Here is a 16,676-nt window from a genome sequence, read left to right as displayed (position 1 = left end):
GTAGGAGGGCTTGCGGTGGTGGCTGTCGAGGGCTGGGAGGACGTCCCTGCGGAGGTGCGCAGGCGGCACGCCGAGCTGGTCGTGGAGATCACCGAGCACCGCGCCCGGTACTACGTGCAGGACGCCCCGGTCGTCAGCGACGCCGAGTTCGACGTCCTGATGCGCGAGCTGGAGGCGGTCGAGGCCGCGCACCCGGCCCTGGTGACGCCGGACTCGCCGACGCAGGAGGTCGGCGGCGACGTCGCGGAGGGCTTCACCAAGGTCGAGCACCGCGAGCGGCTGCTCAGCCTCGACAACGCCATGGACGACGAGGAGCTGGCGGCCTGGGCGGACCGGGTCGCCCGCGAGCTGGACGGCATCGACTACCACTACCTGTGCGAGCTCAAGGTGGACGGCCTGGCCGTCAACCTCACCTACGAGCGCGGCCAGTTGGTCCTCGCCGCGACCCGGGGCACCGGCCGGGTCGGCGAGGACATCACCGCCAACGTCCGCACCATCAAGGAGATCCCGCAGCAGCTCACCGGCGACGACCTGCCCGAGCTGGTCGAGATCCGCGGCGAGGTCTACCTGCCGACCGAGGCCTTCGAGGAGCTGAACGCCTCGCTGGCGGCGGAGAACGAGCGCCGCCGGGCGGAGAACGAGGAGCGCGCCAAGGAGGGCAGGCGTCCGCAGGCGCTGGTCCACCTGTTCGCCAACCCCCGCAACGCCGCCGCCGGTTCGCTGCGCCAGAAGGACCCGCTGGTCACCGCGTCCCGTCCGCTGCACATGGTGGTGCACGGCATCGGCGCCCGGGTCGGCTTCGACATCGACTGCCAGTCGCACGCCTACGACCTGCTGCGCGCGTGGGGCCTGCCGACGGCCCGGCACAACAAGGTGGTCGGGACGCTCGACGAGGTGCGGGCGTTCATCGAGCACTTCGGCGAGCAGCGGCACTCGGTCGAGCACGAGATCGACGGCGTCGTGGTCAAGGTGGACGAGATCGCCCTGCAAGGGCGGCTCGGTTCCACCTCCAAGTCCCCGCGCTGGGCGATCGCCTGGAAGTACCCGCCGGAGGAAGTCACCGGCAAGCTGGCCGCGATCAAGGTCGGCATCGGCCGCACCGGCCGGGCCACCCCGTACGCGGTGCTGGCCGAGCCGGTGAAGGTGGCCGGCTCGATGGTGCAGTACGCGACGCTGCACAACCAGCAGGTCGTCAAGGCCAAGGGCGTGCTGCTCGGCGACACCATCGTGCTGCGCAAGGCCGGTGACGTCATCCCGGAGATCCTCGGCCCGGTGGAGAGCCTGCGGGACGGCACCGAGCAGGAGTTCGTGATGCCCTCGCACTGCCACGAGTGCGGGGCCGAGCTGCGCCCGATGTCCGAGGGGGACATCGATCTGCGCTGCCCCAACGCGCAGTTCTGCCCGGCGCAGATCCGCGAGCGGATCGCATTCCTGGGCGGCCGTTCCTCGCTGGACATCGAGGGCCTGGGCTATGTCGCGGCGACCGCGCTGACCCAGCCGCTGGAGCCGGCAGAGGCGCCGGTGCGGGACGAGGGCGACATCTTCGGCCTGACGATGGAGCAGTTGCTGCCGATCGAGGTGCTGGTCCGCGACCAGAAGACGGGCATGCCCAAGCTGGACGACCGCACCGGCAAGGAGAAGAAGGCCACCTTCTTCGCGAACCAGAAGGGCGAGCCCAAGAAGACGGCGGGCGTGCTGCTGGAGAATCTGGAGAGGGTGAAGGAACGTCCGCTGTGGCGCTTCCTCAACGGCCTCTCGATCCGGCACGTCGGGCCGGTCGCGGCGCAGGAGCTGGCACGGGAGTTCCGGGACCTCGACCGGATCTTCTCGGCCACCGAGGAGGAGCTGGCCGCCGTCGAGGGGGTCGGGCCGATCATCGCCCGCTCCGTCGTCGAGTGGTACCAGGAGGAGTGGCACCGGGGGATCCTGGAGAAGTGGCGCGCGGCCGGCGTCCGCTTCACCGAGGAGCCCGCCGACGAGGAGGAGGCGGAGCGCCCGCTGGAGGGCCTGACCGTCGTGGTCACCGGCACCCTGGCCGGGCACACCCGGGACGGGGCCAAGGAGGCGCTGACCTCGCGCGGCGCGAAGGTGACCGGTTCGGTATCGAAGAAGACAGATTTTGTTGTGGCCGGTGACAACCCCGGGTCCAAGTACGACAAGGCCGTTCAGCTCGGACTGCCGGTCCTGGACGACGCCGGCTTCGCCGTGCTGCTCGCCGACGGAGCGGCCGCGGCCCGTGCCCACCTCGGCCTGCCCGAGGTCGGGGAGGCCCCCGCCGAGGCCGCTCCGGAGGCCGACCCGAGCGGAGCGTGACCGAGCCCGTCTTGTTATCGTCCTGATGCAACGTCACCGGGTGTCGCGCCGTGGAAGCGGGCATTGTGTCACTGTGCGACACCCGGGCGCGGTGGCGCGTTTCCGGTTGTCCGAAAGTCTGCCCACCGGGTGGACCCCGGCATACCCTGGAGCGCAACAGAGTGTCAGCAGGGGTGGGGGCACCGGCTGAGCCGGTGCTCCGCGGGGTCGCTCCATGCCCGGCAGCTGTCGGTACCGGCACGGTGCCTCACCGTAAGGCGGCCTGACGGGGCGGGCCCGACGGAGGACAGGGCTTATGGATCGTACGACCGGCGGTGCGCCCACACGCCCGCCGCAGGGGGTGGCAGGTGCGGTCCTGCTGCTCGGCGTGCTGCTGGCCGGCGCCGCGCCGCTCATCCCGCTGGCCGTCCTGGTCTACCGGTACGAGCCCGAACTGCTGCCGCTGTTCGCGGTGCCGCTGGCGGTGCTGGTCGCCGCCTGGCGGATCGCCCGCGACCGCGCCCGTGACCAGCTGACCGACCCGCTGACGGATCTGCCCAACCGTCAGGCCCTGTTGATGGCCGCCCAGGAGGCGATCGCGGAGCGCGCGGAAGGTTACAGCGTCGGTCTCATCCTGCTCGATCTCGATCGCTTCCGATCGCTCAACGACACCCTCGGTCACACCGCCGGCGACCGGCTGCTGGTGCACATCGCCCGCCGGCTGCACCGCGCGCTGCGCTCCGGAGGCCCGGCCGGCAGCGCCACCCGGGAGTCCATCGACGACGTCTTCGCCGGCCTGCCCCGGAACTACCGGCGCGGCCGTCCGATGGTGGCCCGGATGGGCGGCGACGAGTTCGCCGTGCTGCTGCCCGGCATCAACTGCCCGGACAGCCTGGAGCGGGTCGCCAAGGCGCTGATCGCCGAACTCGCCGCGCCGATCCGGCTGGACGGGCTGCTGCTCGTGCTGGAGGCCAGCGCCGGCGTCTGCGTCTACCCGCAGCACGCCCAGGACGCCGAGGCGCTGCTGCGCCGCGCCGACGTGGCGATGGGCCACGCCCAGCGCGGTTGCAGCGGCGTCGCGCAGTACGACGAGACCCAGGACGCCGACACGCCGTACCGGATAGGGCTGCTCGGCGACCTGCGGCGGGCCCTGGAGACCGGCGAGGTGCAACTGCACTACCAGCCCAAGGTCGCCTTCGACGGCCGGGTGGTCGGCCTGGAGGCGCTGCTGCGCTGGGAGCGCCCCGGCCAGGGCCGGGTCTCGCCGGACGAGTTCGTCGGGCTCGCCGAGTCCAGCGGCCTGATGCCCCGGCTCACCGACTACGTGCTGGAGGCCGCCGTCGGGCAGCTCGCCTACTGGCGGGAACAGGGCCTCCAGGTGCAGGTCGCGGTCAACGTCTCCCCGCGCGACGTGCTCAACCCCGGCTTCGCCCAGCGCGTCGCAGGCCACCTCGTCCGCCACCAGGTGCCGGCCCACGCGCTCCAGCTGGAGATCACCGAACGGCTGCTGCTGGACGACTCCCGCCGGGCCGCCGACACCCTCGCCGAACTGCGCGGCTACGGCGTCGGGATGTCCCTGGACGACTTCGGCACCGGCCACTCCTCGCTGGTGCGGCTGCGCAGCCTGCCGGTCGGCGAGCTGAAGATCGACCGTTCCTTCGTCTCCCGGATGGTCGCCGACGACCACGACGCGGCGGTGGTGCGCTGCTCGGTGGAGCTCGCCCACTCGCTGGGCCTGACCGTGGTCGCCGAGGGTGTCGAGGACGACGAGACCTGGGAGCGGCTGCACTGCATGGGGGTGGACGCCGTCCAGGGCTGGCTGGTGTCGGCGGCGCTGCCGGCCGAGCAGGCCACCGCCTGGCTGCGGGTGCACCGCACCGGCGCCCCGCCGGTGGAGCGGCTGGTCCCCCCGCCGGGCCGGCTGCCGTCGGCCCTCCACGCGGTGCAGGGGGGCCAGGGCCTGCCGGTCCAGCCGGTGCTGCCGCAGGCCGTCCAGCCGGTGGTCCAGCAGGCCATCGCGCCGGTGCTGCCCCCGACCCTCCCGTCGGTGCTGCCCCCCGTGCTGCCCCCGACCCTCCCGCAGGCCGTGCAGGCCGTGCAGGCCGTTCAGACGGTCCAGGCCGTGCCCGCGCCCCAGCCCGTGTCGGCCGCGCAGATCGAGATCAAGGCGCCGGGCGCGCAGAGTTGGGCCCGCACCAGGCCGCAGTGACGGGCGCGCTCGCTCACTCGTTGGCCGGTGGCCGGGCCGGGCCCCATAGGATGGGGTCCAAAGACCACGAGGACGGAGCACCGGACCGGTTGCTCCTGCCCGGGCCCGGCACCGCCTGCGCGCGGCGCCGGGCCTCACCAGAACTCACCCTGAGGATCGCTGCATGCCTGGCATCACGCGCGAGGAGGTCGCCCACCTCGCCCGGCTGTCGCGTCTTGAGCTGAAGCCCGAAGAGCTGGACCACTTCGCCGAGCAGCTCGACGTGATCATCGGCGCGGTCGCCCGCGTTTCCGAGGTCGCCGGACAGGACGTCCCGCCGACCTCCCACCCGCTCCCGCTGACCAACGTGATGCGCGCGGACGAGGTGCGGCCGTCGCTCACCCCGGAGCAGGCGCTGTCCGGCGCCCCCGCCGCCGAGGAGCAGCGTTTCCGTGTGCCGCAGATCCTCGGGGAGGACTGACCGAGATGACCGAGTTGATCAAGTACACCGCCGCTGAGACGGCCTCCGCCATCGCCAAGGGCGAGGTGTCCGCCGTCGAGGTGGCGCAGGCGCACCTGGACCGCATCGGCGCCGTCGACAAGAAGGTCAACGCCTTCCTGCACGTCGACACCGAGGGCGCGCTGAACGCCGCCAGGGCCGTCGACGAGAAGCGTGCCAAGGGCGAGGAGCTGGGCCCGCTGGCCGGCGTCCCGCTCGCGCTGAAGGACGTCTTCACCACCAAGGGTGTGCCGACCACCTGCGGCTCCAAGATCCTCGAAGGCTGGATCCCGCCGTACGACGCCACGCTGACCACCCGTCTCAAGGACGCCGGCGTGGTCATCCTCGGCAAGACCAACATGGACGAGTTCGCGATGGGCTCCTCCACCGAGAACTCCGCCTACGGCACGACCGGCAACCCGTGGGACCTCTCCCGCATCCCCGGCGGCTCCGGCGGCGGTTCGGCCGCCGCGCTGGCCGCCTTCGAGGCCCCGCTGGCGATCGGCACCGACACCGGCGGCTCGATCCGCCAGCCCGGCGCCGTCACCGGCACCGTCGGCGTCAAGCCGACCTACGGCTCGGTCTCCCGCTACGGCCTGGTCGCCTTCTCGTCCTCGCTGGACCAGGGCGGCCCGTGCGCCCGCACCGTACTGGACGCGGCGCTGCTGCACGAGGCCATCGCCGGGCACGACCCGCTGGACTCCACCTCGATCGACGCGCCCGTTCCGGCCGTGGTCGAGGCCGCCAAGCTGCGCGACGTGCGCGGCATGCGGATCGGCGTGGTCAAGGAGTTCGCCGGCGAGGGCTACCAGGCCGGCGTGATGGAGCGCTTCAACGAGTCGGTGGAGCTGCTGCGCGAGCTGGGCGCCGAGGTCGTCGAGGTCTCCTGCCCGTCCTTCACCCTGGCGCTGCCCGCGTACTACCTGATCGCGCCCAGCGAGGCCTCGTCCAACCTGGCCCGCTTCGACGCGATGCGCTACGGCCTGCGGGTCGGTGACGACGGCTCCCGCTCGGCCGAGGACGTCACCGCCCTGACCCGCGAGGCCGGCTTCGGCCCCGAGGTCAAGCGCCGCATCATCCTCGGCACCTACGCCCTCTCCTCGGGCTACTACGACGCCTACTACGGCTCGGCCCAGAAGGTCCGCACGCTCATCTCGCGCGACTTCGACGCCGCCTTCGCGGGCGTGGACGTGCTGGTCTCGCCGACCACGCCGACCACCGCCTTCCCGATCGGCGAGCGCGCCGACGACCCGATGGCGATGTACCTGGCCGACCTCTGCACGATTCCGTCGAACCTCGCGGGCAACGCGGCCATGTCGCTGCCCTGCGGTCTGGCCCCGGAGGACAATCTCCCGGTCGGCCTGCAGATCATCGCACCCGCGATGGCGGACGACCGCCTGTACCGGGTGGGCGGCGCCGTCGAGGCCGCACTCAACGACAAGTGGGGGCACACCCTGCTGGAGGAGGCACCGGCACTGTGAGCAGGATCGAGAAGGCCAAGGCCCCGTCGTCCCTCAAGGCACCGTCGTCCCTGAAGGGCTTCAAGCACAGCAAGCCGGGCCTGTGGCTGTCCATCGGCACCAGCGCCTTCGGCGCGGTCTCGGTCGTCAAGGACGTCCGGAAGGCCCGCGAGGAGAGCGACACCCTCAAGCTGGTCAACGCCCTGGTCGGCGCCGCCGCGCTGATCACCGGGACCGCCCTGCTGGTGCGCGAGCTGCGCCAGCTCGGCTCCGACGACGTCCTGCTGGGCTGAGCTGAGCGCCCCGGCCCGGCCCCGCGCGAGCGGCGGCCGGGCCCGTACCTCCCAAGTCTTTTAGTGAAGGGGACGCTGTGAGCGTCATGAACCTGGTCTCCTACGAGGACGCTCTCGCGTCGTACGACCCGGTGATGGGCCTTGAGGTCCACGTCGAGCTGGGCACCAAGACCAAGATGTTCTGCGGTTGCTCGACCGAGCTGGGTGCCGAGCCGAACAGCCAGACCTGTCCGACCTGCCTGGGCCTGCCCGGCTCGCTGCCGGTGGTCAACGAGATCGGCGTGGAGTCGGCCGTCAAGATCGGCCTGGCGCTGAACTGCGAGATCGCCGAGTGGTGCCGGTTCGCGCGGAAGAACTACTTCTACCCGGACATGCCCAAGAACTTCCAGACCTCGCAGTACGACGAGCCGATCGCCTTCAACGGCTACCTCGACGTGCAGCTGGAGGACGGCTCGACCTTCCGCGTGGAGATCGAGCGCGCCCACATGGAGGAGGACACCGGCAAGTCCAGCCACGTCGGTGGCGCCACCGGCCGCATCCACGGGGCCACCCACTCGCTGCTCGACTACAACCGGGCCGGCATCCCGCTGATCGAGATCGTCACCAAGCCGATCGTCGGGGCCGGCGAGCGCGCCCCCGAGGTCGCCAAGGCGTACGTCGCCGAGCTGCGCGAGCTGATCAAGGCGCTGGGCGTCTCCGAGGCGCGGATGGACAAGGGCCAGATGCGCTGCGACGTCAACCTGTCGCTGCGCCCCAACGGCACCGAGACCTTCGGCACCCGTTCGGAGACCAAGAACGTCAACTCGCTGCGCAGCGTGGAGCGGGCCGCCCGGTTCGAGATCCAGCGGCACGCCACGGTGCTGACCGACGGCGGCACGATCATCCAGGAGACCCGGCACTTCCACGAGGAGGACGGCAGCACCACCTCGGGCCGGATCAAGGACAACGCCGAGGACTACCGCTACTTCCCCGAGCCGGACCTGGTGCCGATCGCCCCCGCCCGCGCCTGGGTCGAGGAGCTGCGCGCAGGCCTGCCCGAGCTGCCGCGGGTGCGCCGGGCCCGGCTGCAGGCCGAATGGGGCCTGTCCGACAAGGACATGCAGTCGGTGCTGAACGCCGGCGCCGTCGAGCCGATCCAGGAGACCATCGCCGCCGGCGCCCCGGCCGACCAGGCCCGCAAGTGGTGGATGGGCGAGCTGGCCCGCCGGGCCAACGAGACCGGCACCGAGCTGAGCGAGCAGCCGATCACCCCGGCGCAGGTCGCCCGGGTCACCGCGCTGGTCGCCGAGGGCAAGCTGAACGACAAGCTGGCCCGCCAGGTCATCGAGGCCGTGCTGGCCGGCGAGGGCGAGCCGGACGAGGTCGTCGAGAAGCGCGGCCTGGCCGTCGTCTCGGACGACTCCGCGCTCGGTGCGGCCGTCGACCAGGCCATCGCCGAGAACGAGGCGATCGCCGCCAAGATCCGTGACGGCAAGGTCGCCGCGGTCGGCGCGCTGGTCGGTGCGGTCATGAAGGCCACCCGCGGCCAGGCCGACGCGGCCCGCGTCAAGGACCTGATCCTGGAGCGGCTCGCCGTCGAGGGGCAGTAAGCACAACCCAGAGAATCTGGGCGTCTTTGCCTGAGGTCCTAAGGCGCCTAAGGCGTCTAAGGCACTCTAAGTAAGGCCTAAGGCCCGGTCTCACCTCTAAAACGAGGTAAGACCGGGCCTTTGTCGTTCCCGGGGCCCCGATCTAAGGCATCCGGGGCCCGGAAGATCGGTAGGGCTTCCGATGCGGCACCCCCCGCTGGGAGAGGAAGCTCTTACTCGACAGCGAAACGCAGTGAAACCCACAGGGGGAACCGAAAGTGATCGAGTACGAGCTCATCCAGCAGCACGCCCACGAGCTGGCCGTCCGTGCCGAGCACGAGCGCCTGGTCCGGGAGGCCAAGGAGGGACGCCGCCTGCGGCAGCGTCCGGTGGCCGCCCGCTTCCAGCGGCGCCCCGCGCGCCAGCGCGAATGCTGACGGACCGGCACCACGACGGTGCCGAGGGAGTTTCGGAGGGGGAGGCGCAGCAGGGGAGCGCCTCCCCCTCCGGGCGTTCGCCAGGGGAGATAACCCCTCGGCCCGCCACCTCCGGCTATGGCATGCTCGCCTCCATGCAGCAGATATCGGTGAGTCCCGTCTTCGTCGGCCGCGGCAGCGAGATCACCGAACTGACCGACGCGCTGCGCCGGGCGGGCTCCGGCAGCCCGCAGGCCGTGCTGATCGGCGGCGAGGCGGGCGTCGGCAAGACCCGGCTGCTGGAGGAGTTCCTGCAGCGGGCCGCCGCCGGGGGAGCGGTCACCACGCTCGGCGGCTGCCTGGAGATCGGCGCCGAGGGCCTGCCGTACGCCCCGCTGGCCGCGGCGCTGCGCCGGCTGCACCGCTCGCTGGGCGCCGAGCTGGAGGCCGCGGCGGCCGGCAGCGAGGGGCACCTGGCCCGGCTGCTGCCCGAGTTCGGCGAGGCCGACGGCGAACCCAACGACGAGTACGGCCGGGCCCGGCTGTTCGAGCACACCGCGAGGCTGTTCGAGCGGCTCGGCGCGGAGCGTACCCTCGTGTTCGCCGTCGAGGACCTGCACTGGTCCGACCGCTCCACCCGCGAACTGCTCGCCTTCCTGGTCCGCACCCTGCACCGGTCCCGGGTGCTGCTGGTCGCCACCTACCGCTCCGACGACCTGCACCGCCGCCACCCGCTGCGCCCCTTCCTGGCCGAGCTCGAACGACTGCGCACCGTCCAGCGGCTGGAGCTGGAGCGGTTCGGCCGCGGCGAGGTCGCCGCCCAGCTGGCCGGCATCCTCGGCACCGCCGACCCCGACCGGAAGCTGGTGGACCGCATCCACCGCCGCTCCGAGGGGAATCCGTTCTTCGTCGAGGAGCTGGCCACCGCCTTCGAGGACGGCTGCGGCGCCGGGCTCACCGACTCGCTGCGCGACATCCTGCTGGTCCGGGTGGAGAGCCTGGACGAGGAGGCCCAGCGAGTGGTGCGGATCGCCGCCGAGGGGGGCTCGCACGTCGAGCACGCCCTGCTGGCGGCCGTCCTGCACGACGACGAGGAGGCGCTGATCGAGGCGCTGCGGGCGGCCGTCGGCGCCAACATCCTGCGCCCGGACGGCGAGGGCGAGGGCTACCGCTTCCGGCACGCGCTGGTCCGCGAGGCGGTCTCGGACGACCTGCTGCCCGGTGAACGGCACCGGATCAACCGCAAGTTCGCGCTCGCCGTGGAGGCGAAGCCGCAGCTGGTCTCCTGCGACGCCCTGCCCGCCCGGCTGGCCAACTACTGGTACCACGCGCACGACCCGGCCCGCGCCCTGCCGACCGCCCTGGACGCCGCCCGGGCGGCCCGCCGCCGCAACGCCTTCGCCGAGCAACTGGGCATGCTGGAACGGGCCCTGGAGCTGTGGGACATGGTCTCCGAGGAGGTGCTGGCGCACACCCTGCGCCCGTACGACTGGGCCGAGACCTATCCGCCCGGCTCCTGCGACCACAGCACCGCCGACGGGGACTGCGACCGGATCCAGCTGGTCGACGTGCTGGCCGAGGCAGTGGTCGCGGCCCGGCGCTGCGGCGACCGCGAGCGCGGCCTGAGCCTCGCCAGGCGGGGGCTGCGGCTGGTCGACGAGGCCGTGCACCCGGTGCGCGCGGCCTGGTTCCGGATCAACCGGGCCCGGATGCTGGGCAATCTGCGCCGCTCCGGTGACGACGAGGAGATCCTCCACGCGCACCGGCTGGTCGACCACCTGCCGCCGTCCGCCGTCCAGGCCGAGGTGTTCGCGCTCGGCGCCGGGGTGGCGATGCTCAAGAAGCCCGGCCCCGAGCACATCGAGCTGGCCGAGCGGGCGATCCGGATCGCCCAGGAGGTCGGCGCGCACTCCGTCGAGGTGCACGCCCGGATGACGCTCGGCGGCCTGCGCTACGACGTGCACGGCGACGCCGACGGCGGGCTGGCCGAACTGGCCGGGGCGGTCGAGGCGGCCCGCCGGCTGGGCGTGCCCGACCTGCTGCTGCGCGGCGTCAACAACCTGGCCAGCATGCAGCGCGGGGTGGGCCGGGCCGAGGAGGCGGTGGTGCTGGCCCGCGAGGGCCTGGTCTACGCGGACGGCAACGGCCTGCTGCGCAACATCGGCACCATCCTGACCGGCAACCTGGCCGAGGCGCTGACCGACCTGGGGCGGATCCGGGAGGCCGCCGAGGTGCTCGACGCCTGCGAGCTGACCAGCCTGACCGGCACCCACGCCGAGTTCCTGGACCGGATGCGCGGCGACCTCGCGCTGCTGCGCGGGGACCTGGCCGGCGCGGCGACCATGCTGGCGCAGGCCCGGTCGGCCAACCGGGTCGGCCAGCTCCAGCACAGCGTGCCGATCAGTCGGCTGGCGGTGCGGATCGCCGCGCTCGCCGGCCGGCCGATGGAGGCCCGGGAGGAACTGCTCGCCGCGCTGGCGGAGGAGGGGCGGCTCGGCCACGAGTCCGACGTGTACCCGCTGCTGGTCGAGGCCGCCACGGTGGAGGCGGACAGCCGGGGCCTGCCGGAGGCCGCGGCGGGCCGGGCCGAGGCGCTGGCCGCGATCGCCGCGCGGGCGGCCCGGCTGCGGCCGCGGGCGCCGGTGCACCACGGCTGGGCCCGGCTGCTGGAGGGCGAACTGGCCCGCGCCGAGGCCGCCGACACCCCGGAGCAGTGGGCCGCCGCGGTCGCCGCGCTGCGCCCGACCGGGCTGCCGTACCCGCTGGCGGTCGCCCTGCTGCGGGCCGGCGAGGCCGAGGTGCTGGCCGGGCGGCGCGAGGCCGGGGCCGAACTGCTGCGCGAGGCGCGGGAACTGGCCACCGTCCGGGGCGACCGTCCGCTGCTGGCGGAGGTCGCGGGCCTGGCCGACCGGGCCGGGCTGACGCTGACCCCGGTGGCGGCCGCGCGCCCGGCCGCCGGGCCGGCCGCGACCCCGCCCGTCGGGGAGTCCTTCGGCCTCACCCCCCGTGAGCGGGACGTGCTCCGGTTGCTGGCGCGCGGCTGGAGCAACCGGCAGATCGCGGAGGAGCTGTACATCTCTCCGAAGACCGCGAGCGTGCACGTTTCCAACATCCTGGGCAAGCTCGCGGTCACCGGCCGGGGTGAGGCGGCGGCGCTGGCGCACCGGTTGCGGCTGTTCCCGGACGATCCGGCTTAGGCCGGACAGGACCTGGGCCGTGTCCGGCCCGGGCCTCCCGATGACCCGTGCGCCCGGCGCCGGGCCCCCGACCGTCTCCGGTCCGGGTGGCCCGGGGCCGGGCGCCGTCGCGTGCTCCCGTGCGCGCCGCGTGAGCCCCCGGCCGCGCGCCGCCGCCAACCGGGCCGATCCGCCGGAATCGGGTGCATTTCCCCACCCCGTCGCCATTACTCTAAGTTGAGTGCATGTGTCATTGAGTGACGGATTTGGTGTAGGGTCCCGATCGGGAACATCGGTGCGGTGTGGTGACCGGAAGGCCGCCCACCCCCTGGGCCTCCGTCCTGACGGGGCGCCAGGCCACCGCGTACGGCCAAGAGGCGCGCGGCCGGTGGCCCGTGGCCGGGGCGCCAGGCCCCGGGCCGGAGGGGGAGAGGCCGAGTGAGCTCCACCGATACGGTGCTGCCCGGGGCCGGACGGCCGGGCGTGCCACCCGCCGACGCGTCCGAGCCCGACGCGTCCACGCCCGGCGCAGCCGCAGCCGGCGCGTCCGCCCCCGGCCGGCGCGGCCCGCTGTGCCGGCTCCGGGAGAGCCGGACGCTGCCCGGCCTCGTCCTCGGCGCGCTCTGCCTGGCCTACGCCCTGGGTGCCGCCACCGGCTGGGGCTCTTTCCAACTCTCCATCTTCATGGGCGACTTCGGCCTGGCCGCGGCGGCGCTCGCGGCCGCGCTGTCCTGCCTGGTGTACGGCTGCACGGCCGGCGGGCGCGCCCGCCCGGCCTGGCTGCTGTTCGGCCTCTCCTCGCTCATGGTGGCCTGCGGCAACGGCACCTGGGGCTGGTACGAACTGGTCGCCCGCAGCCCGCTGCCGCAGGACTCGCTCGCCGAGTACGCCTTCCTGCTGTTCTCCCCGCTCGCCATCACCGGTGTGCTGGTGCTCGCCCAGCGCCCGCGCTCGGCCGCCGGCTGGCTCTGCCTGCTGCTCGACGGCTGGCTGATCGCCGGCTCGCTGTTCACCCTCAGCTGGAGCCTGGCGCTCGGCCGGATCGCCGCCGGCGAGGCCGGCTCGCCGCTGCGGCTGGCCCTCAACCTGGCCTACCCGGTCCTGGACATCCTGCTGGTCAGCCTGGTCGTCGGGCTGCGCTTCGGCGGCCGGGACGGCAACCGGGCGGCCGTGCACACCGCGATGGTGGCGCTGGCCGTCACCGTCCTGTGCGACGCCCTGTTCACCTCCCCGGAGCTGCGCAGCAGCTACCGCTCGGGCGAACTGCTGGACGCCGGCTGGTTCTCCGGCAGCCTGCTGCTGGCCTGGGCGCCGTGGTCGCCGCGCTGGCGCCGCCCGCTGCGCGAGCACCCCTCGGCCGGAGGCCTGCCGCGCCGCCGGGTGGCCACCACCTTCAGCGCGCTCACCCCGTACGCGGCCGCCGCGGTGTGCACCGCCGGGATCCTCTACAACGCCCTCGGCGGGCGGGAGTTGGACCGGGTGGTGGCCGCGGCGGCCTGCACCGTCGGCCTGGCGCTCATCCTGCGCCAGGGCGTGATGCTGCTCGACAACCTCTCGCTCGCCCAGGAACTCGCCCACAAGGAGGCGCACTTCCGCTCCCTGGTGCAGGGCTCCAGCGACGTCATCATGATCGCCGGTGCCAACGGCGTGCTCTCCTACGTCTCCCCGGCCGCGCTCGGCGTCTACGGGCGGGACCCGGAGGAACTGGTCGGCGGCAACCTGCTGGACCTGGTCCACCCGGAGGACGTGGACCGGGTGCTCGCCGAGGTCCGCCGCTACCTGGCGAGGGTCCGGCTCACCGCCCACCGCTCCCCGGGCACCGCCGAGCCGTCCGCCCGGGTGGAGTGCCGGATCAGCTCCGGCGGCGGCGAGTGGCTGCACGTCGAGTCGACGGTCAGCCGGCACCGCGACGGCCTCATCCTCAACAGCCGGGACGTGACCGAACGCGTGATACTCCAGGCCCAGTTGCAGCACAACGCCTTCCACGACCCGCTCACCGACCTGCCCAACCGGGCGCTGTTCGCCCAGCGGCTGCGGGCCGCCCTCGGCGCCCGCGGCCAGCAGGGCGAGGGCGGCGCCGGGGTCGCGGTGCTCTTCCTCGACCTGGACGGCTTCAAGGCGGTCAACGACACGGCCGGCCACCAGGTGGGCGACGAACTGCTGGTGCAGGCGGCCCGCCGGCTCCAGGGGGCCGTCCGCTGCGGGGACACCGTCGCCCGGTTCGGCGGCGACGAGTTCGCCGCGCTGGTCTGCGGCCCGCTCGGCCGGCTCCAGGTCCAGGAGCTCGCCGAGCGGCTGCGGGTCGCGCTCTCCGAGCCGTACTGGATCGGCGGCGCCGAACTCGGTGTCGCCGCCAGCATCGGCATCGCCTTCGGCACCCCCGAACGCGGCCCGGCCGCCGACCCGAGGGCGGCCACCGACGAGCTGATGCGCAACGCCGACCTCGCGATGTACCGGGCCAAGTCCGAGGGCAAGGGCCGGGTGGTGCTCTACAACCCCGCGATGCGGGCCGATCTGGAGCGCCGCACCGAACTGGAGGAGCGGCTGCGGGCCGCCGTCCGCGAGGGCGGCTTCACCCTGCTCCACCAGCCCGTGGTGGACCTCGCCAGCGGCGCGGTGACCGGCGTCGAGGCGCAGGCCCGCTGGCGCTCGGCGGGCGGCCTGCTGCTCACCCCGGCCGAGTTCCTGCGCTCGGCCGACCACGGCGACGCGGCCACCCGGTTCTCCCGCTGGCTGGTCCAGGAGGCGGTGACGGCCGCGGCCAACCGGCGCGGCCAGTCCGGCCGCAGCCGCAGCGGCCCCGCGCCCGTCCCGGTCGCGGTCCGGCTCTCCACCGAGCGGCTGTGCTCGCCCGGTCTGTACGAGACGGTGGCCGCGGCTCTGCGCGACAGCCGACTGCCGGCCGGCGAGCTGGTGATCGAGGTGGCCCGGATGGGCCCGGACTCGCTCGCCGACGAACTCGGCCGCCGGCTGGCCGCGTTGCGCCGGCTCGGGGTGACCACCGTGCTGGCCGGCTACGGCGCCGGCAGCGGCTCGCTCGGCGAGCTGGCCCGGCTGCCCCTGGACGGCCTCAAGCTGGACCGCACACTGGTGCAGGACCTCGGGGAGTCCGCGCTCAGCCGCACGCTCGCCGGGCACGCCCTGCGGCTCGGCCACGACCTCGGTCTGGTCACCGGCGCCGAGGGGGTGGACCTGCCCCGCCAGGTCGCCGCGCTCCAGGAGCTGGGCTGCCGGCAGGGCCAGGGTTCGGCCTTCGCGCCGCCGCTGGACGAGACCCGGCTGCGCCGGGCGCTGGTGCGCCGGGGCTACCCGCTGCCCAGGCCGCTCGGCTCGGTCTCGGCCCGGCGCGCGTACCTGGCCGCGGAGGCCCGGACGGGTGGCCGCGGGGAGGGCGGCGGGGGGCGTGTCGTGCATCACCACGGTGCCCCCGACCTGCCCGAACGCCGCGCGGTGACCGGTCCAGGGCCGGGTCCGCATGGCGAGACGGTCATCCCACCTGCTTGACACACGCCCCCGGACAGGAGGAGGGTCGTTGCCATGCGCACCCGAATTCTCGTACTTGGCGGGCGCGTCGGCTGAGCGGGCTCACACGCCCCGCTTGTGACAGACCGACGCGCCACCCCTCGCATGCCCTTGGCACGAGGGGTTTTTTGTTGCACTGACGCTGTTCCACCACCGCAAGACCCCTGGCTCCGACCGCCCGATCCGCCCCGATTCCCGGGGAGGAAGCGGGACGATTGGGGCAGAGCCGGCGATCGGCCCGCAACCGGGACCCCACCCTCGCACCACCGGGGCCCGCAACCACCGGGCCGGCACATTCCGAGAAGAGACAGGCAGATGACTGAGCACGCCGCATCCCCCCGCCGCGGGGACACCACGGCCGCCCACGCTCCCGCTCCCCAGCACGTCGTCGAAACCATGACCGGCGCCCAGTCGCTCATCCGCTCGCTGGAGGCCGTGGGCGCGGACACCGTCTTCGGCATCCCGGGCGGGGCCATCCTTCCCGCGTACGACCCGCTGATGGACTCGGCCAAGGTGCGCCACATCCTGGTCCGGCACGAGCAGGGCGCCGGCCACGCCGCCACCGGCTACGCCCAGGCCACCGGCCGGGTCGGGGTCTGCATGGCCACCTCCGGCCCGGGCGCGACCAACCTGGTGACCCCGATCGCCGACGCCTACATGGACTCCGTGCCGATGGTCGCGATCACCGGCCAGGTCTCCTCCAAGGCGATCGGCACCGACGCCTTCCAGGAGGCGGACATCTGCGGCATCACGATGCCGATCACCAAGCACAACTACCTGGTCACCGACCCCTCCGAGATCCCCCGGGTGATCGCCGAGGCGTTCCACATCGCCGCCACCGGCCGCCCCGGCCCCGTCCTCGTCGACATCGCCAAGGACGCGCTCCAGGCCACCACCACGTTCCGCTGGCCGGTCGAGCTCTCGCTGCCCGGCTACCGGCCGGTCACCAAGCCGCACGCCAAGCAGATCCGCGAGGCCGCGAAGATGCTGGTGGGCGCCAAGCGCCCGGTGCTGTACGTCGGCGGCGGCGTGATCAAGGCACAGGCCACCGCCGAGCTGCGGATCCTCGCCGAGCTGACCGGCGCCCCCGTGGTCACCACCCTGATGGCGCTCGGTGCCTTCCCCGACAGCCACCCGCAGCACCTGGGCATGCCCGGCATGCACGGTTCCGTCCCGGCCGTCACCGCACTCCAGAAGACCGACCTGCTCTTCACCCTCGGCGCCCGCTTCGACGACCGCGTCACCGGCAAGCTGGACAGCTT

Annotated in this window: 9 protein-coding genes and 1 pseudogene; all 10 read left to right on the top strand. The window is 73.5% G+C overall.

Annotated features, from left to right (window positions below):
- Positions 1-18: 18 nt before the first annotated feature.
- Positions 19-2,313, top strand: a complete 2,295-nt coding sequence (gene ligA / locus AC07BF_RS06720; protein WP_478333057.1) for an NAD-dependent DNA ligase LigA — start codon at positions 19-21, stop codon at positions 2,311-2,313.
- 358 nt (positions 2,314-2,671) lie between these two features.
- A pseudogene (locus AC07BF_RS06715) lies at positions 2,672-4,159 on the top strand (putative bifunctional diguanylate cyclase/phosphodiesterase); the annotation flags it as partial.
- Between the two features lie 505 nt (positions 4,160-4,664).
- A complete protein-coding gene (gene gatC, locus AC07BF_RS06710) occupies positions 4,665-4,961 on the top strand; it encodes an Asp-tRNA(Asn)/Glu-tRNA(Gln) amidotransferase subunit GatC (protein ID WP_030057414.1) in 297 nt (98 codons plus the stop codon).
- A gap of 5 nt (positions 4,962-4,966) precedes the next feature.
- Positions 4,967-6,460, top strand: a complete 1,494-nt coding sequence (gene gatA / locus AC07BF_RS06705; RefSeq protein ID WP_363582136.1) for an Asp-tRNA(Asn)/Glu-tRNA(Gln) amidotransferase subunit GatA — start codon at positions 4,967-4,969, stop codon at positions 6,458-6,460.
- The gene (locus AC07BF_RS06700) at positions 6,457-6,732 is read left to right on the top strand and encodes a hypothetical protein (protein ID WP_363582138.1); all 276 of its coding nucleotides are present in this window, start codon (positions 6,457-6,459) and stop codon (positions 6,730-6,732) included. The genes gatA and AC07BF_RS06700 overlap by 4 nt, the downstream gene beginning before the upstream one ends.
- A 77-nt stretch (positions 6,733-6,809) precedes the next feature.
- Complete coding sequence (gatB, locus tag AC07BF_RS06695; RefSeq protein WP_363582140.1) at positions 6,810-8,321, top strand: Asp-tRNA(Asn)/Glu-tRNA(Gln) amidotransferase subunit GatB; 1,512 nt, start codon at positions 6,810-6,812, stop codon at positions 8,319-8,321.
- A gap of 257 nt (positions 8,322-8,578) precedes the next feature.
- Positions 8,579-8,737, top strand: coding sequence for a hypothetical protein (locus tag AC07BF_RS06690; RefSeq protein ID WP_159398431.1), 159 nt, complete (start codon positions 8,579-8,581; stop codon positions 8,735-8,737).
- A gap of 134 nt (positions 8,738-8,871) precedes the next feature.
- Positions 8,872-11,913 (top strand): helix-turn-helix transcriptional regulator, encoded by a 3,042-nt coding sequence (locus AC07BF_RS06685; RefSeq protein ID WP_363582142.1) that lies wholly within the window; start codon positions 8,872-8,874, stop codon positions 11,911-11,913.
- Positions 11,914-12,462: 549 nt separating this feature from the next.
- The gene (locus AC07BF_RS06680; protein WP_363633249.1) at positions 12,463-15,396 is read left to right on the top strand and encodes a putative bifunctional diguanylate cyclase/phosphodiesterase; all 2,934 of its coding nucleotides are present in this window, start codon (positions 12,463-12,465) and stop codon (positions 15,394-15,396) included.
- A gap of 333 nt (positions 15,397-15,729) precedes the next feature.
- Positions 15,730-16,676, top strand: a 947-nt coding sequence (locus AC07BF_RS06675) for a thiamine pyrophosphate-binding protein (RefSeq protein ID WP_363582144.1), incomplete at its 3' end; no start/stop codon positions are given.

This window comes from Kitasatospora sp. NPDC043950, from assembly GCF_056435345.1.
This window is presented reverse-complemented; position numbering and strand designations above follow the sequence as displayed.

What these genes read in the sequence shown, in the direction of transcription:
- gatC (WP_030057414.1), top strand. Translation starts at nt 4,665, where the DNA reads ATGCCTGGCATCACGCGCGAGGAGGTCGCCCACCTCGCCCGGCTGTCG.
- AC07BF_RS06685 (WP_363582142.1), top strand. Translation starts at nt 8,872, where the DNA reads ATGCAGCAGATATCGGTGAGTCCCGTCTTCGTCGGCCGCGGCAGCGAG.
- gatA (WP_363582136.1), top strand. Translation starts at nt 4,967, where the DNA reads ATGACCGAGTTGATCAAGTACACCGCCGCTGAGACGGCCTCCGCCATC.